14 protein-coding genes are annotated in these 22,979 nt (G+C 57.2%); 4 read left to right on the top strand and 10 right to left on the bottom strand.

Annotation, left to right across the window (positions count from 1 at the left end):
* Nucleotides 1-489: 489 nt before the first annotated feature.
* Nucleotides 490-2,247, bottom strand: coding sequence for a lipid A ABC transporter ATP-binding protein/permease MsbA (gene msbA, locus NIM72_RS12825; RefSeq protein ID WP_253420649.1), 1,758 nt, complete (start codon nt 2,245-2,247; stop codon nt 490-492).
* A 492-nt stretch (nt 2,248-2,739) separates the two neighbouring features.
* Between msbA and NIM72_RS12820 the strand changes: the two genes are divergently transcribed.
* Nucleotides 2,740-3,612 carry an alpha/beta hydrolase gene (locus NIM72_RS12820; protein WP_013359660.1) on the top strand — a complete coding sequence of 291 codons (873 nt, stop codon included), beginning with the start codon at nt 2,740-2,742 and terminating at the stop codon, nt 3,610-3,612.
* 2 nt (nt 3,613-3,614) lie between these two features.
* On the opposite strand, the gene NIM72_RS12815 is transcribed toward NIM72_RS12820, so the two are convergent.
* The 8 genes from NIM72_RS12815 to bcsR all read right to left on the bottom strand — a co-directional run bounded on the left by NIM72_RS12815 (nt 3,615) and on the right by bcsR (nt 18,274).
* Nucleotides 3,615-5,105 carry a pitrilysin family protein gene (locus NIM72_RS12815; RefSeq protein WP_161733860.1) on the bottom strand — a complete coding sequence of 497 codons (1,491 nt, stop codon included), beginning with the start codon at nt 5,103-5,105 and terminating at the stop codon, nt 3,615-3,617.
* A gap of 246 nt (nt 5,106-5,351) precedes the next feature.
* Nucleotides 5,352-6,641, bottom strand: coding sequence for a dicarboxylate/amino acid:cation symporter (locus NIM72_RS12810; RefSeq protein ID WP_161733858.1), 1,290 nt, complete (start codon nt 6,639-6,641; stop codon nt 5,352-5,354).
* 225 nt (nt 6,642-6,866) lie between these two features.
* A complete protein-coding gene (hmsP, locus tag NIM72_RS12805) occupies nt 6,867-8,873 on the bottom strand; it encodes a biofilm formation regulator HmsP (RefSeq protein ID WP_253420647.1) in 2,007 nt (668 codons plus the stop codon).
* Nucleotides 8,874-8,990: 117 nt separating this feature from the next.
* Entirely contained in the window at nt 8,991-12,458 is a 3,468-nt protein-coding gene (bcsC, locus tag NIM72_RS12800) for a cellulose synthase complex outer membrane protein BcsC (protein ID WP_253420645.1), read from the bottom strand.
* On the bottom strand, nt 12,451-14,739 hold the full coding sequence (bcsB, locus tag NIM72_RS12795) for a cellulose biosynthesis cyclic di-GMP-binding regulatory protein BcsB (protein ID WP_253420643.1): 2,289 nt from the start codon (nt 14,737-14,739) through the stop codon (nt 12,451-12,453). Before bcsB ends, bcsC begins: the two co-directional genes overlap by 8 nt.
* A gap of 9 nt (nt 14,740-14,748) precedes the next feature.
* On the bottom strand, nt 14,749-17,349 hold the full coding sequence (bcsA, locus tag NIM72_RS12790; RefSeq protein WP_253420641.1) for a UDP-forming cellulose synthase catalytic subunit: 2,601 nt from the start codon (nt 17,347-17,349) through the stop codon (nt 14,749-14,751).
* On the bottom strand, nt 17,346-18,077 hold the full coding sequence (bcsQ, locus tag NIM72_RS12785) for a cellulose biosynthesis protein BcsQ (protein ID WP_161734212.1): 732 nt from the start codon (nt 18,075-18,077) through the stop codon (nt 17,346-17,348). Before bcsQ ends, bcsA begins: the two co-directional genes overlap by 4 nt.
* Nucleotides 18,077-18,274 (bottom strand): cellulose biosynthesis protein BcsR, encoded by a 198-nt coding sequence (bcsR, locus tag NIM72_RS12780; protein ID WP_161734210.1) that lies wholly within the window; start codon nt 18,272-18,274, stop codon nt 18,077-18,079. Before bcsR ends, bcsQ begins: the two co-directional genes overlap by 1 nt.
* Nucleotides 18,275-18,473: 199 nt before the next feature.
* Here bcsR and bcsE point away from each other — a divergent pair, with 199 nt between their 5' ends.
* From bcsE to bcsG, 3 genes are read left to right on the top strand one after another with little or no spacing between them, the layout of a single operon-like run.
* Nucleotides 18,474-20,012: a cellulose biosynthesis protein BcsE gene (bcsE, locus tag NIM72_RS12775; RefSeq protein ID WP_161734208.1), complete on the top strand. Its 1,539-nt coding sequence runs from the start codon at nt 18,474-18,476 to the stop codon at nt 20,010-20,012.
* Nucleotides 20,009-20,206 (top strand): cellulose biosynthesis protein BcsF, encoded by a 198-nt coding sequence (gene bcsF, locus NIM72_RS12770; protein WP_098051885.1) that lies wholly within the window; start codon nt 20,009-20,011, stop codon nt 20,204-20,206. Before bcsE ends, bcsF begins: the two co-directional genes overlap by 4 nt.
* Nucleotides 20,196-21,860, top strand: coding sequence for a cellulose biosynthesis protein BcsG (bcsG, locus tag NIM72_RS12765; protein WP_161734206.1), 1,665 nt, complete (start codon nt 20,196-20,198; stop codon nt 21,858-21,860). Before bcsF ends, bcsG begins: the two co-directional genes overlap by 11 nt.
* A gap of 106 nt (nt 21,861-21,966) precedes the next feature.
* Here the strand turns inward: bcsG and NIM72_RS12760 are convergent, their stop codons facing one another.
* Nucleotides 21,967-22,974 carry a glycosyl hydrolase family 8 gene (locus NIM72_RS12760; protein WP_161734204.1) on the bottom strand — a complete coding sequence of 336 codons (1,008 nt, stop codon included), beginning with the start codon at nt 22,972-22,974 and terminating at the stop codon, nt 21,967-21,969.
* Between the last annotated feature and the right edge of the window lie 5 nt (nt 22,975-22,979).

Below are 22,979 nucleotides of genomic sequence, written 5' to 3'. Positions count from 1 at the left end.
GAAGATCTATCTGCGAATATAGATGACGGAAAATGTCATCCCTGACACGTTCGGTCCGCGCGATTACGCACCTCATCCCTGAGGTGCGCCCGTTGCCGGGCCAACGCGTTGCGTTGTTCAAAAACGCTCCCGGCGTTTTTAGTACGCACCTCATCCCTGAGGTGCGCCCGTACCCGGGCCAACGCGTTGCGTTGTTCAAAAACGCTCCCGGCGTTTTTAGTACGCACCTCATCCCTGAGGTGCGCCCGTACCCGGGCCAACGCGTTGCGTTGTTCAAAAACGCTCCCGGCGTTTTTAGTACGCACCTCATCCCTGAGGTGCGCCCGTACCCGGGCCAACGCGTTGCGTTGTTCAAAAACGCTCCCGGCGTTTTTGTCTTGCGCGGGACGCTTTCCTCTTCTGACCCGGTTCCCTGTGCGTTGAGCTGATTTATTGCTGCTGGATTCACTCTGATTTGCCTTTCAGGCAGTGATTTGGCACAAACAACTCTTACGCACAAAGCGGCTGACTGAACTGCATCTGATAGAGCCGCGCATATGCGCCGTTCTGTTGCAGCAACTGCTGATGCGAGCCGCGCTCCACAATTTCCCCCTCATCTACCAGCAGAATTTCATCAGCCTTTTCAATGGTCGAGAGACGGTGAGCGATGATCAGCGTGGTCCGGTTCTGCTGCAGCGTCTCCAGCGCAGACTGAATCGCGCGTTCAGACTCAGTGTCCAGAGCTGAGGTCGCTTCGTCGAGGATCAGAATCGGGCTGTCTCGCAACAGGGCGCGGGCAATGGCGATGCGCTGCCGCTGTCCACCCGACAGCAGCACGCCGTTTTCTCCAATCACCGTATCCAGTCCGTTATCCATTTTATTAACGAATTCCATGGCATGGGCCATCTCTGCCGCCTTTTCTATTTCCTCGCGGCTGAAGACATCGGTACGGGCATAGGCAATATTGTTGGCAACCGTGTCATTGAACAGGTGAACATGCTGAGAGACCAGCGCCACCTGCTCGCGCAGCGAGGCCAGGGTGTAATCACGCAGGTCATGGCCATCCAGCAAAATTTCGCCGCTGTCGATGTCGTAAAAGCGCGTCAGCAGGCTGGCAAAGGTCGATTTCCCTGAACCGGAACGGCCGACCAGCGCCACGGTTTTACCGGCAGGAATGGTCAGATTGATCTGCTGCAGCGCCGGTGTTTCCGCGACCGGATAGGTAAAGGTAACATCCCGAAATTCAATGTTGCCGGTGGCGCGCTTAACCACGCGTGTCCCTTCATCTTTCTCCTGTTCCATATCCAGAATCGCAAACAGCGTCTGACAGGCCGCCATGCCGCGCTGGAACTGGGCATTGACGTTGGTCAGCGACTTTAACGGACGCATCAGCATCAGCATGGCGGAAAAAACCGCACTGATAGAGCCTGCGGTCAGCGTGGCCATCACCGAGGGGAAACTGGCCGCATAGAGCACAAAGGCGAGTGCCGAGGAGGCGAGCAGCTGAATAATCGGATCGGAGAGTGAGGTCGCCGAGACCATTTTCATTCCCTGGCGACGCATGTTGTTGCTGACCTGTCCGAAGCGGTCGGACTCAACCTGCTGGCCGCCAAACATCAGCACCTCTTTATGCCCTTTCAGCATCTGCTCGGCATGAGAAGTCACCTGCCCCATGGTGTTCTGCATATTTTTGCTGATGTGGCGAAAGCGCCTGGAGACGATACGAATTGCCAGCGACACAATAGGTGCCAGCACCAGAAGGATCAGCGAAAGTTGCCAGCTGTAGTAAAACATCATCACAAACAGGCCAAGAATAGAGGCCCCTTCACGCACTACCGTCACCAGTGAACCAGAAGAGGAAGAGGCGACCTGCTCACAATCGTAGCTGATACGGGAGAGCAGCGTACCGGTTGATTGCTGATCAAAAAATGCCACCGGCATGCCCATCATATGGCTGAACAGGCGACAACGCAGGGCCATCACCACTTTGCCTGACACCCACGAGATACAGTAACTGGAGAGATAGCCGCTGACACCGCGGATCAGGATCAGCCCGATAATCACCAGCGGCATCCAGACCAGAATGCCGGGATTTTTCTGGCCAATGACATCGTCCAGCAGCGTCTTCAGTAACGTCAGCATAAACGGGTCTATGGCGGCGTTGACGATCAGGGCAACACCCGCGACCAATAGCCCCAGTCTGAAGGGAGAAATCATCGGCCACAGGCGACCAAAGGTTTGTCTGGTTGAGAGATTGGTATCAAGCATGACATGCCTCTTACCGTTGTGAACAGACGGAGGATGTTATGTTAAACCGCATCAACCAACAGGAAACTGCCGCGTGGTAAATAATGCTGACCATTCCCAAATGAGACTGGCACATTAATCTCAGCATTGAGACGGGGATCACTCTGGCACAAAAAGCATTATGTCGCCTTAACAGCAAACAGCGTGATATCCGGTAAATTGCGTCTAACAAAGTGGCCCGTGCCAGTTATTTACCTTAAGCTGAAAATTAGTGGTTAATAACAGACACTCTTCGGCAATCCTCTTTAATCTCTCTTATAATTTATTGATTAATATTAATCAGTTACGCAAACAAATCGCTCTCCAGGCATAGTCCTAATCTGGTCAGATTCGCCCTTTTCGGATGGACGACCGCCTGAAAAAAGACCATCTTTTAATCAAAAGACAGCAGGACGCTGTTCTCTCCGGCCGCGAACAAAACAATTAAAATATTCCCCGCATCAGGATCTATTTATGCACACAGAAATTATTAATATCTGGCCACACGGTGATGCACCAGGCGCCAGCGACTCGCGCGCCGAGCCGCAGATTGTCGATATGGCAAAAGAGTATGAGCCTTACGATCGCGCCGCTACCGGCGTGCGTTGCCCGGAGATGGCGATCTGGCATCCGGTCGAATCCAATGGCATTACCCTGCTGGTCGCACCGGGCGGTGGCTATCAGCGTGTCATGATCGATCGTGAAGGCAGCGCGCTGGCAACCTTCTTTACTTCAATGGGCTACACCCTGGCGGTCATGACCTATCGCCTGCCCTACGACGGGCATCACGAAGGCCCCGATGCGCCGCTGGCCGATGCGCAGCGTGCGGTTCGCGTCCTGCGTGATCGGGCACAGCGCGGCCTGAACGGTAAATACATTGTGATGATGGGCTTTTCGGCGGGTGGCCACGTGGCGGCCAGCCTGGGAACGCGTTTCGCAGAGAAACTCTATCCGGTGCAGGATGGCGCTGAAAACTTCTCGCCGCGTCCGGATGCGATGGTACTGGTCTATCCCCTGATCAGTATGCGTGACGGCATCGCCCACGAAGGTGCCAGAACCCGCCTGCTGGGTGCATGGCCCGATCAGAAAACGATTGAAGCCTATTCAATGGAAACCCGGGTTCATCCGCTGGTGCCGCCGACGCTGTTAATCCACGCCGCCGACGATGACGATGTCTCAGTGAATCACAGCATGGCGTTTTTCGGCGCGCTGCGTGAGCATAAGGTTCCGGCAGAGGTGCATTTCTATCAGAAAGGCGGGCACGGATTTGGTATCCGTGGCGTGGCAGATTTGCCCCTCGCCAGCTGGCCGATGTTAGTGACCGAGTGGCTCAGGGCAAAAACCTGACGTTACGCGGCGGGCGGAACGTCTTTGACGTTGCTATCCGGCGGACTGGCTTCATTGCTGGTCGCCGGTGCCGCTGGCGGTGACATCACTTTGTCCCAGCTGTTTTGCAGGCTCTTCACGTTGGTTTCCGCTTCGCCTTCCGGCTGAATCAGAACCATCATCAGCTCCTGCGTCAGCTGCTGACGCAGCTCCTGGTTCAGCTGTTCGCGGGTCAGGCCGGCCAGGAAAGTCTGACGCAGCTTCTGATACTGCTCTGGCGCGATATCGACCACGGCGTTCTGCTGCGAGCGCAGGCGCTGGCTCATCAGCACATCCGTATCGGTGCGGGCATAAGTGGTAAACAGCTTGTTCAGCTCCAGCAGCTTCTGCGCCATCAGCGCATCAAACTCCTCCTGCGGTATGCCTTTATCACGCACGTTCGCCAGCTCACGTGCCACCAGATTCATATTCTGCGCCAGATTGTCATTGCGCCCATCCATGTTGATGGAACACTGCGCCCGCTGATAGAGCACCCGGCAGTCGAATCCGACCTGGATGCCCTGCGCCTTACTGTCGCTGAGTGCACGCTGAACGTGCCAGAACAGCGCTTCACGGGCCAGGTCGCTCTGCCAGTAACGCTGCAGATTCTGGGAGTCACGAATCGGTTGCCATGGCGTATCCCACACCAGCGACAGACGATCCTGCGTCATGTTGCTGCTGACCAGATTCACCGGCTCATGTGGCAGCGGTGACAGCGTCGGCAGTGGCGCAGGGGTTTCACGTTTGCCGGTTAACGCCGAAAAGGTTTTGTTGATCTGTTCAGAGAGGTTACGGCTGTCGACGTTGCCTACCACATAGAGCGTCATCGCGTCCGGGGTGTACCACTGATGATAAAAATCGCTGAGCTGGGTTAAATCCACCGGCGCACGGGGTTGTGTAGCGGGATCGTGCGCCAGCAGCGCGGAGCCTTTCAGGCGGTAGCGCCACCAGACATCCTGCGGATCTTTCGGCCAGGTCGCCACCGGATCGGAGGCGGCCAGCGCGGTGTTAACCACCTCTTCAGTGATCGCCATATTGCCCGCCGTGGCCGCCAGCCAGTTCAGCGCTTCTTTCAGCAGCTCAGGGCGGTTATTCGGCAGGCTCAGATTATATTGGGTGGAATCATAGGAGATGATGACGGGCGGCAGCGGATGCTGAGGATCCATCGCCTGTTGCCATAGCGCACGCTGCTGATGATTATCGAGTGCAGTGTTATGCACCATCGCCAGGCGTGGCAGCAGATGACTGAAGCCGGTCTGTTGCGCACTCTCCACCAGCGAACCGGTATTCACCACCAGACGCAGTTCAATGCGGTCGCTGGGCCGTTGCGGTGTGGCCAGTAACTGCCAGTTAAATCCATTATCCAGCTTGCCTTCCTGCCAGGCCGGATCCGGTTGCAGCGTTTCGGCCTGGAGACCAAAGCTGCCTGCCAGCACTAATCCACCAACCAAAAGCCGAATTCTGGTGCCCTGCATGTGAACCCCTACTCAAATAATTCAAATATCATTATCACTGGCGCATATTGCCGCTGTTATTAACGAACCGGCTGACGCCGATTCGCGCTGTTATCCAACAACAGAGTGTTTGACCACAGGAAGCTCAGGATGTCGCGCAACGAAGTGAAAAACGTCAAAAAAAACAAGTGGGGTTCATTATGCAAATGCCCGCTGTCAGGGCAAGCGACAGCGGGCATTTGTGGGGATTTAAGTGAAATTCAATGATTAAATTGAAGATTCAGACGCTTTATTCTCCTTATTACGGCCTGCCAGCGTGTCGGCCAGCTGTTTATGATCCAGCTGATCGACCCACTTCGCGACCACCACGGTCGCCACTCCGTTACCGATCAGGTTAGTCAGCGCACGGGCTTCAGACATAAAGCGGTCAATACCGAGTATCAGCGCCAGACCCGCCACCGGCAGATGTCCTACCGCAGAGAGCGTCGCCGCCAGTACGATAAATCCGCTTCCGGTTACCCCCGCTGCGCCTTTCGAGGAGAGCAGCAGCACCACCAGCAGCGTAATCTGATGGAAGATATCCATGTGCGCATTGGTCGCCTGAGCGATGAACACCGCCGCCATGGTCAGGTAAATCGAGGTGCCGTCGAGGTTAAAGGAGTAACCGGTGGGGATCACCAGCCCGACCACTGATTTCTTACAGCCCAGTTTCTCCATCTTATCCAGCATGCGCGGCAGTGCAGACTCGGAAGAGGAGGTCCCCAGCACAATCAGCAGCTCTTCTTTGATATAGGCGATGAACTTAAAGATGCTGAATCCGGCAAACAGACGCGCAATCAGCCCCAGCACGATCACCACAAACAGAACACAGGTGATATAGAAGCAGATGATCAGCTGGCCGAGCTGCACCAGTGATCCCACGCCATACTTACCGATGGTGAACGCCATTGCGCCAAATGCCCCTATCGGTGCCAGACGCATGATCATGTTAATGATGCCGAAAATGACTTTTGAGAAATTTTCAATCACGTTGAAAATCAGCGTGCCGGTGTTACCCAGGCGATGCAGGGCGAAACCAAACAGAATGGCGAACAGCAATACCTGCAGAATGTTGCCGCTGGCAAAGGCGCCAATCACGCTGTTAGGAATAATATCCAGCAGGAAGGGGACGATGCCCTGCTGTTCTGCCTGCTGGGCGTACATCGCCACGGCTTTGGCATCCAGCGTGGCAGGATCAACGTTCATCCCGGCACCTGGCTGCACGACGTTTACCACGATCAGGCCGATAATCAGCGCGATGGTGCTGACAATTTCAAAATAGAGCAGTGCAACTGCGCCGGTACGCCCTACCGCTTTCATGCTTTCCATGCCAGCGATGCCGGTCACCACGGTACAGAAAATCACCGGGGCGATAATCATCTTGATTAATTTAACAAAGCCATCTCCCAGCGGCTTCATCTGGGTCCCTAACTCCGGGTAAAAATGGCCTAACAAAACGCCGATGCCAATCGCCATCAGCACCTGGAAATAAAGGCTTTTAAAAAGTGAGGTTTTCATAAACAGGTGTCCACTAACGCCGTGAGGTGATGTTGTCGGATTCGTTATTGTGACTGGCGGGCAACAGAGGTGGCGCCTGACAGTAACCCGAAAATAACACTCTGTTTACGTGATTAATACAGGGTGACAAACGCCCAGGAAACCCTGGGATCGTAATTCTGAACTGAAACGCTTCAGCAAGGGGTTTTGTAACTAAAATTCTCGCAAAATCAATGAATCAGGCAATTATTGCGGCAGTGAGGATTTTTCGATCCAGGTCTGGTTGAAGCGGCTCACCGGCAGCGCTTCCGCATAGAGGTAGCCCTGACCGATAGCGATGCCGCGCGCCAGCAGCCAGTCGCGCTGCTCCGCCGTTTCCACACCTTCGGCAATCACCTCCAGATGGATAATTTCGGCGATAGCCGCCACGATGCGGACCATGGTGTCGTCATGCGGCAGTGCCGCCACAAAGCTGCGATCCATCTTCAGTTTGTTAACCGGCAACGCTTTCAGCTGATGGAGATAGTTCAGGTTAGAATAGCCCATACCGAAATCATCCAGCGCCACCGCCACGCCGGTCTGCTGCAACATCCGCAGCATCGACATCGCCTGTTCCGCATCGTCAAGCTGAGCCGTTTCTGTCACTTCCAGCACCAGAGTGCCTGGTGCGATACGGTGGCGCGCCAGCAGGGATTGCAGATGAGAAACTACACCGGTATCCCGCAGTTGCACTGCGGAAATATTCACACTCAGCGGCAGCATAATACCCTGTCGCTGCCAGCCAGCCAGAATGCGGCACGCCTCTTCAAACACCCAGCGGCCAATCGCGCTAATCACACCAATCTCTTCAGCACTGGCAATAAACTCTTCGGTCAGACCGTAACTGCCATCAGGCTGGCGCATACGCAGCAGCGCTTCTGCGCCGGTTAACGTACCGGTGCGCATATCCACCTGGGGTTGCAGGTAGAGGGCGAACTGCTCATCGTGCAGCCCCTGCAGAATGTCATGCTCCTGTGTCAGACGCTTCTGAGCGCGCTCGGTCAGCGCGGCGTCAAAGAACAGGATCTGATTTTTGCCCTGATGACGGGCCGACATCATCGCCGAGGTCGCGCGGTCAAGCAGCTCGTTAGCGCTCATCGGCTTGTCGTCGCGCAGCGCCAGACCGATGCTGACGTTAGGACGCAGCTGCAGCTGATGCAGGTTGACCGGCTGATTCAGGCGAATCATCAGGTTGCGCGCCAGGCGCAGCGCACGAAACGGATTACTGGCGCGCTTCATTAACAGCACGAAGTCGCTGACACCGGTCTGTGCCAGCAGGGTATGGTCATCCAGCGTATGCCGGATTTTCTCCACCAGCGTCAGCATCAGCGTATCGCGCTGCTCATCGCGCAGGACGCCATTGGCTTCCTGCAGCGTTTCAATGCGGATCACCATCAGACCCAGAGGCTGTTCAGGGTTACACATGAACTGTTCGACCAGCGCAAGAAACAGCGTACGGTTAGGCAGATCGGTGACGGCAAAATGGGTGGTCAGCCGACTCATCTCGTCATGAATCGACTCCAGCACCTGCTGATTACGGTTGTAGCTGCGGATCAGCATGCCGATTTCGTCATCGCGATGGCTCTGCGGCAGGGTCAGTTTATGCGTCAGAATCGACTGCGGTGGCAACTCCTGCAGCTCGCGTGAGAGATTGCGCAGCGGATGCACCACCAGCCGGTTGATGCACCAGCTGATCGCCACGGAGAGGATCAGCGCCAGCAGCAGATAGGTGATGATCATGGTTGAGAGCGTGCTGAGGATAAACTGGTAGACGCGCGTCGAATTAGCCTGCAACACCAGATAGGCCAGCGGCTTCGGCATCCCGGTATTTTCGACCGAATAGAGCGGCAGGGTAATCTGCACCGGCAGCTCAAACAGGCGGGCCACCAGAAGCGGCACCGGTTTTTCCGTCTCAAAGTCGGCATGCAGGGCCTGAAACGCATTAGGCAGCACCACGTCGGCGCGCGATAAAATACCGGCAGGCTTCAGTGAATGAAGAATGCGTTCGGCCTGAGAAATATCGGCACGCAGCACCGCTTCCGACAGCGGCTGGCGGACGGTGTGCGCGATATTCTCCATCTGCTGGGCGTAGTCAATCCTGCGCTGCTGCACAAAATGAAACAGTTGGATGACGATAAAGATACTGATGGTGATAACCGCAACCAGCGAAACTGTCGCCATCTGCTTTATCGTAAGTGACCGGCTTACGCGCAAAAAATTCTCTCCCGACGATGAAAAAAGCCCAGATAGCAGACAGGACAATGCCCGCCAGTATATCCCAAAAACTGACTTTTTTACCGTCTGAAAAGTCCTGCTTTTTCCCGTTCCGTGTTATTTAAAATCTGCGTAAGGGATCAGCGGCTGTGGCGGCATATCGAGATCGCCTTCCCAGCCGCCGGCAGCATAGCGCACATAGAGCAGACCATGACTCGGGGTGTAATCCTTCGCCTGCTGAATATCGACACCCGCACCAATAAACCAGTTCGACGTCAGCCGTCGCTCAATGACTGCCTGCAGCGTATAGCCCGTACCGCCGCCGGAACTGCTGGCAGAAGACGGATTACTGGCAAGGGTATAGCCCGGATTAACCGGATAACGCTGCTGCGCACTGGTTTTCGAATGTGACCAGGAGACGGAGCCGCCCAGATCAAACGACCAGTTCTCTGTCCGCTGCCGCCAGGTCACCGGCACGGAAAAGGAGAGATACTGCTGCGGACTGTAGTAGCCGCCCTGGCCGAAGGTGTAATCACTGAGATCCTTCTGATAGTGCCAGAGCATGCTGTTCAGCCCGACGGTTGCACGGCGGTTGTCGCTGTTGATGAGCTTGTAGTAATAGCCGCCCATCAGGCGCTCACGGCTGTTATCGGCAACATTTTTACCGGTGATCTGATGCGCGCTGATATCACCCCAGACGCCATGCGCGCCGCCCTGATCGTAACTCAGCCCGATGCTGCCGCCCGTGGCCACCACGCCACCCCAGCTTTTGCCCCCGTTGGCTGCAGGATCGCGCGTCCCGGCATAGGAGAGCAGCGAACTGGCTATCGGCCTGCGTGAGGCAGTGAGTGTGACGCCGAGCTGTTTCACATCGGTTTTCCAGCTCAGCCCGCCGGTCCAGTTAGTGACTTCAAAACCCAGCGGCGTGGTACCGAGGTCAGCCGACCAGGTCGCGTTATGCCAGCCAGCGGCCAGCGCCGTACCCTCATCGCGCTGGCGGGTCTGGCGACTGCAGCCGCCCGAACTGGCGTCGTCACAGCTGCCAAACAGGGCGTCGATGCTGCCGTTTTGGGTGGTAAAGGTGCCTGCGGAGACATCCACCCGATCAAGACGGACAAAGCCCCGGCCATCGGCAAACGGATGTTCCGCCTGCAGCATGGTGGTGTGCGCCGTAAAATCGGAGATGCCGCCGGTACCACTGTTGCGTGAATAGTCCTGCTGCACCGTCAGCGTGGTCTGCTGCTGACGGTAAAGATCGGCCGTGTCGCTGCGCAGGCTGCGCTTCAGCCAGTCATCCTGAGGATCGTTGCGGGTTGCGCGGCTGATATTGCCACGGCTATCGATACCGCTGGCCGTCATCGCCTGACGATAGTCTGTCAGCGCCTGTTCAGGCTGCTGCTGCGCACCCTCCAGCCGTGCCGCATCACGAAACACCAGCGCCTTGTCCTGCGAAGGCGGCAGCGCGGCAGCACGCTGTTTCAAATCGGTAAATAGCGCGACAGCCCGTGTGGTTTCACCCACCGCCTGCCACGCCAGCGCAGCACGGCGATCCGCATTGACGCTGGCCTGTACCGGCGGCTGTTGCTCAAGCGCCTGTCGGGCTTCGCTGTTGCGCTGCAGGGCAACCAGCGCTTCGATTCGTCCCAGCGCCGCATCGCCGTTATCCGGCTGGCGCGACAGCACCTGCTGATAATCCGCCAGTGCCTGCTGCGCTTCACCGCGTTCCAGCGCCCAGTCGGCCAGTAGCAGGTCGCGCTGGCTGGAAACCGGCTGCTGCTTAAGCAGCGTCACCGCTGCCTGCTCCTGCCCGGCGACGCGCAGCGCCTCAGCCTGGGCAAAGATCTGATCCTGCTTCAGGCGGTCAGCCAGCTCGCGCATATCGCTGCTCCACTGCGCGTCGGGCAGCCGATGCAGCGTAGCCATCGCCTCACTATTGTTATCGTTGCCTGAGAACCAGAGTGCGGTCGCATAAAGCGCGGTGGCGTTTTGGGGATGCTTCTGCAACAGTGCGCGCATTACCGCATCCGCCTGCTGTCCGGCTCCGCCGTTACGCAGTGCACCCGCCAGCCGGTAACTGAGCCAGACGTCATCCGGTGCCAGCTCGCGCGCCTGGCGATATTTCTCTGCGGCCTGCGACCAGCGCGCCTGCTGCGCCAGGGCATCCGCCTCCGCGCGCAGGCTGTCGCTGCGCAGCGTCCGGATTGTATCGGCCAGTGCACGCTGCTGTGCAGCGGGCAAGGTAGTGATAAATTCCATCTCGCGGGCAGGCGACACCGTCTGATACAGCCCCGCCAGCCGACGCACTGCGGTGATATTGGTGCCATCCAGCCGTCGCGCGCGCTGCCAGAACTGTTCAGCCGCCGCCGTCTCTTTGCGCGCCATCGCCACATCACCCAGACCAATCAGGGCATAGCTGTCGCTGCTGTCATACGTTTGCGCCGCGCGATAGTATTTTTCGGCAGCATCAATATCGTGCTGTGCCAGCGCTTTATCGCCCTGCTCAATCGCCAGCCAGTAGCGATTGCTCTGCAAAAGTGACTGCCATTTACCAATCAGCGTGCTCTGCTGACCCGCTTTAATGGCGCGTTCCAGCCAGAGAATGGCGGCATCACGATGACCTGCGCGGGCCTGAGTTTGTCCCATTGCGCCCATTAATTCGGCATCGTCGGGATTCGCTTTCAGCGCCCGGTTAAGGGTCGTCATCGCGTTATTCACGTCGCCTGCGTCAACCAGCGCCAGCGCCCGCATTCGTTCCCGATAAGCGGGATCGGCCAGCGTCGTCTGCTGCTTCGCGAGCGCCTCTGCGCCCTGCTGGTGCGCATCGCCCTCAGTGAAAACAGCCAGATAAGCTTTAAGCTGTGCCACGCTGCTGTCGCTGATGGGCTGATCGGTGATCTGCTGCAGCCAGAGGTCGGCGGCAGCGGTACGCCCGCCATTGCTGTTTGCCAGCTTTTTCAGCTGCGCTATCGCCTTTTCTGGCTGCTGCTGATTAAACGCCATACGCGCAATTTGTAGCTCAACCCCGATATTGCCCGGATAGCGCTGTTCCAGTGCCTGAAGCTGCTGATAAGCCACGCCCTCCTGACCGGGAAGACGTGCCAGCAGCCGCCAGTACTCCAGGGCGGTATTGGGATCGGGAAAGACGCCGTTAAACAGCGCATCATAAGCGCTTTTCGCCTCGGTCAGTCGCCCCGAGGTGGCAAGCAGACGCGCCTGCTGCAGTTGCTGTCGTCCATCGGATGAGGTCAGCGCCAGGCCGACAGCGGATTCGCGTGTCTCTGCCGAATCAGGTGCAACCTTTTTCAGTTGAGCCAGCAGCAATTGCGCGCTGGCGATATCACCCTGATGCAGCGCCAGCCGCAGACGTGCCGCCAGCACCTGGGGATTATCGGGATCGATTTTCTCCAGCCGATAGAGCGATTGCTGTACCAGATCGTATTTGTTGGTCGACTCGCCGGTACGGACCTGGGTCAGCAGCCAGTCGACCGGTGAGACTTCCGATCCGTCAGCGGACGCGGCCATTCCCGGCAGCGCACTTAGCGCGCCGAGCAGCATGCCTGTCCGCAATAACTGAGCGTTATTCATCTTCATCCAGTAAACGACGACGGGTAATAATTCGCATCAGACGCCATGTCATCAGCGCGAACAGCACCACCACAAAGAATGCACAGAGTGCCAGCCAGAAGGGATGTGAAGAGAGCAGTGACCAGAGACGTTCCCACCACGGCAGATGGCCAACAAAGTAGGTCTCTCCAACGCGCAGGCTGTTGACGCCAGACTCACGGATAATCGCCGTGGAGCCTGAGATCGCCTGGCGTTTGCCGCTGTCATCCAGCGCCTCATCAAGCAGCTGCCAGCTGCGCGGACTGCCATCGGCGAGCAGTGCCACCACACTGCGCTGATCGTAAAACGGCGACTGGAAACCGATCACGGTCGCCAGCGGGCCGCGTGAACCAATGGCTGTGGTACTTTCCGCTGCTCTTTCAGCCTCACTCAGCGGCTGAACAGGCTGAGAAACCTTGCGCGCCGGGGTTTTCAGCCAGCTGGCGGTGGCATCGACCAGCGCCGTGATCCGACGGTCATCCTGAAGATCTTTAGGAATATCGCCGATCATCAGCAGATCCGCATCCTGCTTTTTCGCCGTACTCCAGTCATCGGTAAGCTGCACGCGCAGCGCCGGATAGCCGGTCTGCGCGCCCATATTGCCCAGCGCATTCAGCAGTGTACTCACCTGCTGTGCATCAGGGTTGGACTGGACCAGCACCAGCGTCTGGGCCAGATCGGCGTAGCGACTGAACGGGAAGCCAGCATTCGCCCAGCTCTGCAATGAGGGCATTTCGATGTAGTGGCGATAGCCAGAGAAGTCGATGCTGGAATTGTCGTCCACCACCACATGATGTCCTACCGGCGTCACGGTTTCACAACGCCCGTCGGCGGTGCCCCCCATAAAGGTATTGGCATAGTCAAAATCAAAGCGCAGCTGGTTAACCACGCCCAGCCGCAGCGCCGGGATCAGCAGCTCATGATTCTTGTCCATCATTCCCTGAATCAGCGGAATATGCAGCAGTTGCTGCCCGGCCGTGTTTTTCGGCACCAGCGGGTAGTCCTGAATAAACTGATTATTCAGGTTAACGGCCAGTCGTGAGCCATCCGGGTGAACAGGCGAGGTGTAGCGATAGCTCAGATCCATATCGATACCGCGCGCGCGCACCAGGAAGAGATCGGGCGGCAGGTTCAGCGTCAGACTGATCGGGTTGGGCTGCAGACCGTCAGACTGCAGCTGGTTTTCATACTGCGTCAGCTCAGCAAAAGTGGTGCGGCGATCGGTGCGTACCCAGTTTGGCGCATCATAGGGCTGACGCGGTGCCCGCAGTGTGACGCGGTCGACGGTCGCGCTGTCGCCGCGTAACAGCAGCTCGCCCTGCGCAATCCCCTGCACCGCCGTCAGCAGATCGTCGTCGTTGCGTCCCAGGATCAGCAGCATCTTTTCATAGGGGCTGTCAGGCTGGCTTACCATCGCCACGGTCGGCTTCATCACCGGTGGCAAATTTTTCAGGAAATCCGGGCGTGCATTGTTGGTGGCAAACACCACCGCATGCTGCTGTTGCGGCAACTGATTGTAGAGCACCGGAAAATGCTGTCCGCGCCAGGCCGCTTTGCTGCCGAACCAGGAGGCCAGGATCGCAGCGGCACGCTGCTGGTTAACGTCTGGCCGGGCAGCAAACACCATCGGCAGGGTCAGCGGCCGCGTGTCGCGCGTATCAAGAAAGGGCTCCGGGAAATGAGACAGGTCGTTTTTCAGCGGCAGTTTTTGTAGCGTCAGATCCAGACCGCTCTCTTTGCCGATATCGAGCCAGATGGTGCTGTTGGCCGGATTTTCACAGATGTTGGCGTAGTGACCGACCAGCTCAAAGCGCACGCGGTTAAAGTCGGCGATAAAACGGGGATCGATCGCCAGCTGCACCTGATTCTGTTTGCCAGGCTGTTCCGGCGTCAGGGTGATCAGGCTCACCAGCTCATCGTTGAGATAGACTTTCAGCTGCGACAGCGTGGGCAGCAGCGCAGGCGACGGCCGGTAGCTGAGATTAAGCAGCGCACGTGTCACCACCTCATCACTGCGCACCCCGAACTCGATCTGCCCGCTGGGGCGGGTTCCGCTCAGCGTCATGCTGCCCGGCGGCGGGGCCAGCTTAACGAAGCTCAGCTGACTGCTACGCAGCGGCGCGGCAGGCTGCTGGGGCAACGATTGCACCGCCGTTTCTCCTGTGGCCATGATCGGCGCACTCTCCTGCGCCACTGCGCAGTTCAGCGTTGCCGAGCCCAGCAGCAGTGCAGCGACCCACCTGTTTATTCCTGTTGTTATCATATCATCAACTCAATGCAGATTTTTTGAAGCGGGCACGCGTCCGATGCCTTGCGGCAACAGCGAAGCCAGCCAGCTTACCCCAGCGGTAAGCAGGTTAAACAACCGACGTAACTGCGGCGGGCCATATTCCGCCAGGCGCAGATAACCTTTAAAACCGAGGATCATGATGTCGGCCAGACTCTGCACCGGCTTATCCTCCGGAAAACCGTCCTGCCACAGTGCCCAGGTATCGGCACGGGCGAAGGTACACTGGATAAAATCAATATGTTGCTGGGTGGTCAGCTGATGCAGACGGACACCTGCCCGACGGCCAAAGACGCGCTGGACCTGGCACGGAAAACTGAACTCCTGCTGTCCACGACGCAGCAGCAGCCAGACTTTTTCATTTTCCCGCAGCGCATCCGGTTCGCGCATTTCCAGCCCTACGCCGCCGTCAGAGTAATCACGCAGCGTACAGGGCAGCATGTGACCATCCTCGCGTGCGATGGCAGCGGGCATGGCAATCTCTACCCGATGCGCCTCACGGATCTGTCGTGCTTCAACCGACACCGCTACCGCGCCACCGAGAATAATCATGTTGTAGATCACCCAAATCAGGCTTACGCATACCGTCAGTATCTCGTTTGCCGGACCATGCTGTATGCGCCAGAACGCCATCAGCACACCCGCCAGATTGAGCAGCACCAGCAGCATATAGGGCTTGGTGATCACCCAGTCCAGGTGCTGCTCCTCGACCAGTCCGCCTTTGGCGGTAACGTTAAACTTGCCTTTGTGGGGATTGAACAGCGCTACGGTGGTCGGGCGGGCGATATACCAGGCCAGCACCGTCTCGTAGACTTCGCTCCAGAAAGAGTGACGCCAGCGCCCCTGGATACGCGAGTTGGTGAGGCTGGTATGCAGCATGTGAGGTAAAACATAAATCGCGATCGCCAGCGCAGGCGCGTAGATGATGTAGGCATGGCAGAGTAAAAATGCCAGCGGTGCCAGCAGGAAGACCAGCCTTGGAATGCCGGACAGAAAGTGCAGCATGGCGTTGGCATAACAGAGCCGCTGCACCCACTTCAGCCCTTTACCAAACAGCGGATTATCCAGGCGGAAAATCTGCACCATGCCGCGTGCCCAGCGGATACGCTGTCCGATATGCGCTGACAGGCTTTCGGTTGCCAGTCCGGCCGCCTGAGGAATGCGGATGTAGGCTGAGGTGTAGCCAAGCCGATGCAGACGTAGCGAGGTATGAGCATCTTCAGTCACGGTTTCTACGGCAATACCGCCAATCTCTTCCAGCGCGGTACGACGCAGAATGGCGCAGGAGCCGCAGAAGAAGGTGGCGTCCCAGGTATCATTACCGTCCTGCACCAGCCCGTAAAACAGCGATCCCTCATTCGGCGTACGGCGAAACCGCCCGAGATTGCGCTCAAACGGATCGGGCGAAAAGAAGTGATGCGGCGTCTGCAGCATCGCCAGCCGGGGGTCCTTGATAAACCAGCCCATGGCCATCTGTAAAAATGAGCGAGTTGGCACATGGTCGCAGTCAAAGATCGAGACGAAGTCGCTGCGGCAGTACTTTTTCAGCGCGTGGTTGATGTTGCCCGCCTTGGCATGTTCGTTAGAGGGGCGCACCACATAGTTAATGCCAATGCTGGTGGCAAATTCGCGGAATTCCGGTCGGTTGCCGTCGTCGAGCAGATAGATAGTCAGGCGATCTTTCGGCCAGTCAATGCCCAGCGCAGCATAGAGCGTCGGTCTGACAACGCTGAGCGGTTCGTTATAGGTCGGCACCAGCAGGTCCACCGATGGCCACTGCGAACGGTCCGCCGGCATAGAAACTGGCTGACGGTTAAGCGGCCAGAGTGTCTGGAAATAGCCCAGCACCAGCACCACCCAGGCGTAGGTCTCTGCTGCAATCAGCAGCAGACCAAAGATCAGGCTCAGTGGATCGTCCCAGTTCAGCGTCGAGGTATAGCGCCACCAGAGGTAGCGGCACGATACGGTCAGCGACAGTACGATCAGCATCATCGTGGGGAAACGCCCCGGTATGCGCCGTACCAGCATTGCCAGGCCCCAGAGCAGTACGACAAAAATAAACTGGGTCATGAGACCAAAGGGCTGGCTGATACAGAGCAACGCCAGCAGTGAGGCAAAGAGGGCAATAACAATGAAAAGGCTGCGTCGCATCAGCGGCGACAGGCGCTTCAGCCGCTGTTCAAGACGCGTATCAATGCCCTGGGTTTGCGAGCGGGCGACAAGATTATCCAGCCAGCGATAACCGTGGTGCCGCCAGCCAGTCAGCACGCTCAGGCGATTAACGCCGCCGCGCCCGCGCGCACCCGGTAGCCGGATCACAATCAGCCAGAGTGTCTGAATCAGAAAACGCAAAATATCCAGCGGACGCGGACGCTCTGGTGAGATGTGCGGATAAAGTCGGCGACGCTGCTGAATAACACGCTGCCAGGCCGGGCTTTCGAAACGGAGCAGCATCACCCCCAGAACAGACCAGAACAGGTGGAGTGCACTGGCGAAGCGTGAAGCGCCGTTGCCACGCGCGGTGGTATAGCCGCTGTGCAGCGATTGCCAGGCGGGAGCAGTCAACAGCCAGCGCAACGGGTTCACGACCTCACCCCATTCAGATTGAGCAGCAGCCAGTTTGCCAGCGTGATGATCTCTTCGCTGACTAACGCATGTGGCCGATATTCACCGACCGGCTGCTTCATCATCAGCGATTCAGCCAGCGCCTCATCGCGGTGGATTAGCAGCGGTATCAGCTCTGTCAGCGAAGCCATCCAGAGCTGATGGAGGTCCTGCTGCAGACGACTGTTAGCATTAAACTGATTGATAATAAACCGGGTATGCACTGGAAAATGACGCTGGCTCAGGCGTAAATGACAATTCGCGTCTGGCTGAGTGACGCACAGTACACCGTCCAGTTCCGGATAGAGCGTTTCGTGCCACGGCAGGGGATCGGCGGGCAAATCGAAAATAATCCACTGATAGCGCACCTGCAGGTCCGGCAATGCCTGGAGCAGCGGCGCGGCCACCGCCTCATTCTGGTGGGCAATAGTCAACGCATGCTGATGAGAAAGCACACCATGAGGAAGCAAATCAGGTCCATTGGGATAGCGAAGCGCGGCATGCTGCCACGCCTCATCATCGCACAGCGCCTGCATCCAGCCACTCTCCTGCTGAGCGGGCAGATTAAAATGCACGCCGAGCTGACTGACCGGCGAGCCGTCGATCAGTAAGACCCGCTCGCCGAGGGTCGCGAGCGCCCAGCCGAGTCCTGCACAAAGAGAGGTTGTGCCAACGCCGCCCCGCACGCCCTGAAGCGCTATCAGCGGCATCAGTCAGGTTGCTCAGGCTGGCTGGGGAGCGTTTCCGCTAACAGCGGCCAGCGTGACACGATCTCTTTCAGGCGCTCTTCACGTGCAATATCGACATAGCGAAAAGAGTGCAAAGAAAAGGCGTCACGCAAAGCGCTAATATCATCCTGACGCTCGCCAGCAGTGGCGACAGGGTTATAAAGATTCTGGTTTTTCATTACTGTTCGCCAAAAATAAAACAATGTCAGATTCAGAATGACCGGCCGCGCGTAAAAAGGGCATTAAAAAATTTCCAGAAACGCGGCATTTGCACAACATTGTGAGCCAGCCTGCCATCAGAAATCTTTAAATTTCTCAGGTTACATCCTGGCCTGTCTATAATAAGCTAGCCTGGACTGGAAAAATAACGAATTCAATATGAAAAATTCTTTTTCGCTAGGGCTGTTGCATGTTCAGCCTGAATTAACGGCATTGCAAACCCCTGGCTGTTATTGGGTCACTTGTGCACGGCAGGATGACGCCCGCACTTTTATTCGACAGGTGATTTCACATCAGCAGGCCGTCACGCTCATCAGCGCTGATCAGCCGCCGCGTGATTTACTGACGCCTGACCCGGTCGGCGGCCCTGACCGTATCCCGCTGTTTTCTCTTCCCAAAAGCAAACGGAGTCTGTTGCAGCTGGAAAGTGATTTTCTGCGCACGCTCGGCAGTAAAAACGGCCTGGTGATATTTAACAGCAGTGCAGCGCAATGGGATAAGCTCGATGACGCCGAATTAACGCGGTGGATAAAGGGTATGCGCCACACGCTGCATAAAAGAAAACTCACGCTTTTAATCGTGACTTCCGGTTCCACTATAATAAACCTGAGTAATAATCTTCAGCGTTATTTTCGTCAGCTGGATGGCGTGGCGCATTTGGGCTTTCAGCAGGATAGCTGGCAGTATCGAATTAACTGGTGGTATGCCGCAGAACGCCTGCTGGCCGATCGTGCAATACGCCTGGGCTGTGAAGCGGATCGTTTCTTTACTTTAAATGAAAATCAGGAACCGCTGAGCCTTAATGACGAGCAGCATTATCTTGCAGACAAAATAGTGCTTGAGGGTGCACCGCCACTTTCACGCCAGTGGCAACTCTTTGATGATAATGAGCAGGTCTGGTTACGGGCTCAACAGGCCAATGCCGCAACGGTTATTTTCAGCCTGACCCGAAGCGACCTTATCAACGAACTGGCGAAGTTTGTACACAGCCTGCGACGCGGACGCGGCAACGGCCTGAAAATTGTGGTGCGTGAGATGGGTGCCAGCCTGCGTTACAGCGACGAACGTCTGCTGCTGGCCTGCGGGGTAAACGTTATTGTGCCGACCAACGCGCCAATGTCGCGGTTTCTGACCACACTTGAAGGTCTTCAGGGACAGGTGTTTAACCGCCGTGTTCCCGCCAGTCTTGAAGCGTTAACCGCGTCGTTGCAGCCTCTGCATGAAAAAGGCTACCTGCGGCTTGACGCCTTCTGCCAGTCAGTCAGCCAGTTGATCAGTAATACTTTACTGCCGGAAAATGATAAGGGCCTGCTGGTGGCGTTGCGGCCGGTGCCACAGCTTAAACCGCAGCAGATTCTGACACTTTGTAAGCCGCGCCGCTTTGGCGACCTGGTCACGGTACTGGAAGATCGCGTCATTCTGTTTCTCTCCTCCTGCCGCTATAACGATCTTGATAAAGCATTGAAATATATATTTTCATTGCCTCATGACGAGCTGTTTGCAAACCGAATGGTCTGGTTCGAGGATAATCAGATCCTTGCGGAAGTCAGCAATATTAAGAAACTGACGCCCATGGCGATTCAGGATCTGACGCCGGTATCAGAGACAACACGTGTCGCCGTCGAGCGCCGGCACGAAGCGCAGGAACGCTCAGCTCCCCTGCCCATCACTTTACTGCCGGAGAATGAATCCCGATGAACCTGATGGATTGGGTACAGATTGCGCTGCTGGTCGTTGTTATTTTGCTGATTTTAAAGCCGGTCTGGCACCAGTGGCTGCCGCGTCGCTGGAATGGCCTGCTGAATCGGCTGTTGCCTGCTCGCGCGCTGAAGTCTGAAGGTCACTGGCAGCGTCAATCTCCAAAAACGGATGCAAAAATTAATGAAAAATGATCAACCCGCTGCGGCCCACTCTTCCCGTTTGTGGTCCTGCTGGCGCGGACTGGGCGGCTGGAACTTCTACTTTTTAGTCAAATTCGCCCTGCTGTGGTACGGCTACCTCAATTTTCACGCCCTGAGTAATCTGGTGTTTCTTGCCTGGCTGCTTTTCCCGCTGCCGTCGGTTCGCCTGCATCGCCTGCGCCATTGGGTCTCGATCCCTGTTGGCCTCGCGCTGTTCTGGCATGACACCTGGCTACCGGGACTCAGCAGCATTCTCAGCCAGGGCGATCAGCTGGCGGGCTTCTCGGGTGCTTACCTGCTCGATCTGGCTGACCGTTTTATCAACTGGCAAATGGTGGGTGCCCTGTTTGTTCTGCTGGTGCTCTATCTGTTTATTTCACAGTGGGTTCGCATCACCGTGCTGGTTTCGCTGATGCTGATCTGGCTCAACGTGCTGACCATTGCGGGTCCGGCGATGTCGCTGCTGCCGACCCGCGCGACGACCCCGCCGGTGGTGCTGAATCAGACACCGGCTGCTGCCAGCCAGGCCGCTGCCGTGCCGGATGGGCTTGATCAGTCAGCCGCGCCCACCAGCGCCAGCCTGACCGCCTGGCTCAGCCGTTTTTACGAGAATGAACGCAAGCGCTACACCCATTTCCCTGACAGCCTGCCAGCCGATTCGCAGCCGTTCGACATCCTGGTGATCAACATCTGTTCACTCGCCTGGTCCGACATGGATGCCGCCCAGCTGCGTAATCATCCGCTGTGGCAGCACGTCGACATCATGCTGACCAACTATAACTCCGCCACCAGCTACAGCGGACCGGCGGGGATTCGTCTGCTGCGTGCCAGTTGCGGTCAGATTTCGCACAGCGAACTCTACAAACCCACCGATTCACGCTGTTATCTGTTCGATAATCTGGCGAAGCTGGGCTTTAAAGAGCAACTGATGATGGATCACACTGGTGTGTTCGGTAACTATCTCAAGGAACTGCGCGAGGGCGGCGATATTCAGGCACCGCTGATGTCACAGGCGGGCATTGCCCCGGAGCTGACCTCATTCGACGGCTCGCCGGTGCTTAACGATGCTCAGCTGATGCAGCGCTGGCTGGACGAACGCAGCAAGAGCAGCGATGCCCGCAGCGCCACCTTCTACAACCTGATCCCGCTGCACGACGGCACCCGTGAGCTGGGCAGCACCCAGACCGCCCCATGGAAGCCGCGCGCTCAACTGCTGTTTGATCAAATCGACGCCTTCCTCACCCAGCTGGAGAAGTCGGGCCGTCGGGTGATGGTGCTGGTCGTACCGGAGCATGGTGCCGCACTGCAGGGTGATAAGATGCAGATGTCAGGCCTGCGGGATATTCCCAGCCCTGCCATTACGCATGTGCCGGTGGGGATTAAGTTTGTCGGCATGAAAGCCCCGCATCAGGGTCAGCCTCTCAATATTGATGCACCGACCAGCCTGCTGGCGATCTCAGAAATTGTGTCGCGGGTGGTGGATGGGCAGGTATTTAATGCGCCGAATGTGAATATGTCGGTATTGACCGACAAGCTGCCGCAGACGCCAGTGGTGTCAGAAAACGACGGGGCGGTGGTGATGATGTATCAGGGCAAGCCCTGGATCAGGCTCAACGGCGGCGACTGGGTGCCCTATCCGCAGTAACGCCTTACCGCCGGATAGCAGAAGTATGTGTCAGGCGCGGCTCAGCGCCTGACACACCGGGTTATCAGCCGCATAATGGCGGCCAGCGCCGACGTTATGCGATTGATCAGCGCTTCTCCTGAAACGCCTGCCAGGTCAACAGTTGCAGGCTGGCAGAGAAGTAGTTTTGATCGGCAGCCAGCGTATCGCTCAGATAGCCGGTCTCATTCAGCGTCAGGTCACGTACCGCCAGAAGACCGCCCTCAAGATGATAAGGGGCTGGTGCATTCGCCAGCACATCGAACCAGGCGGGGGTCAGCATGCGGCTGTAACCCTGCCAGACGCGCTGAAACGGCACCAGCGCCAGACTGTGCGGATCGTACCACCAGATGTTCAGCGGCACGCGAATCGCATCGTAGCTGAAGCGGTTTGAATAGCCGACAGCCGGCGCAACCGACCCATCCGCATTCAGCGCGACCCAGTCCAGTGGCAGGCCGGTTTTGCCAAAGCTCAGCTTACCCAGCAGATCAAAACCATCATTAATCAGCTTATCCCAGACCTGCAGATGACTGCGCTCGCCAAACTCCCGCCACGCCTGAAACAGGAAGTACGAGGGATTCAGCACCACGTAGCTGGTTTTATTGAAACCCTGTGCACCCGGCAGCAGGACGGTATGGCCGCCAAAGCTGGTCACATCCAGCTTGATGATGGCGCGCTGAATGCGGTCAGACGCCTGCTGATAGCTCTCCTCCTGCCATTTCTGTGCGGCGCGCTGTAGCGCCCATGCCAGCAGCACATCGCCATCCGAGGCGTTATTTTTGTCAGCCACCGGATTATCACTGCCCGGCACATAGCGCCAGTAGAAGAGATCGGTCTGCGGATTACGCAGCTGAGTGCGCGTCCACTGCCACAGCCGATCGAAGGTGGCGCGATCGTTGTTGGCCACCGCCAGCAACATGCCATACCCCTGACCTTCGGTGTGACTGACATTGTTATTAGCGGTGTCCGTGATCCGCCCTTCGGCGGTCAGAAAACGGCTTTTAAAGGTATCCCAGCCGCTGGCACTTGCCTGCGCGCTGCAGGCCAGCAGTAAAACAGAGCAGATCCAGCCCATCCAGAATGGCTTACGTTTCATTTGTG

Origin of the sequence: Pantoea sp. B550 (assembly GCF_024158165.1) — a bacterium.
Classification (GTDB): domain Bacteria; phylum Pseudomonadota; class Gammaproteobacteria; order Enterobacterales; family Enterobacteriaceae; genus Pantoea; species Pantoea alfalfae.
This window is presented reverse-complemented; position numbering and strand designations above follow the sequence as displayed.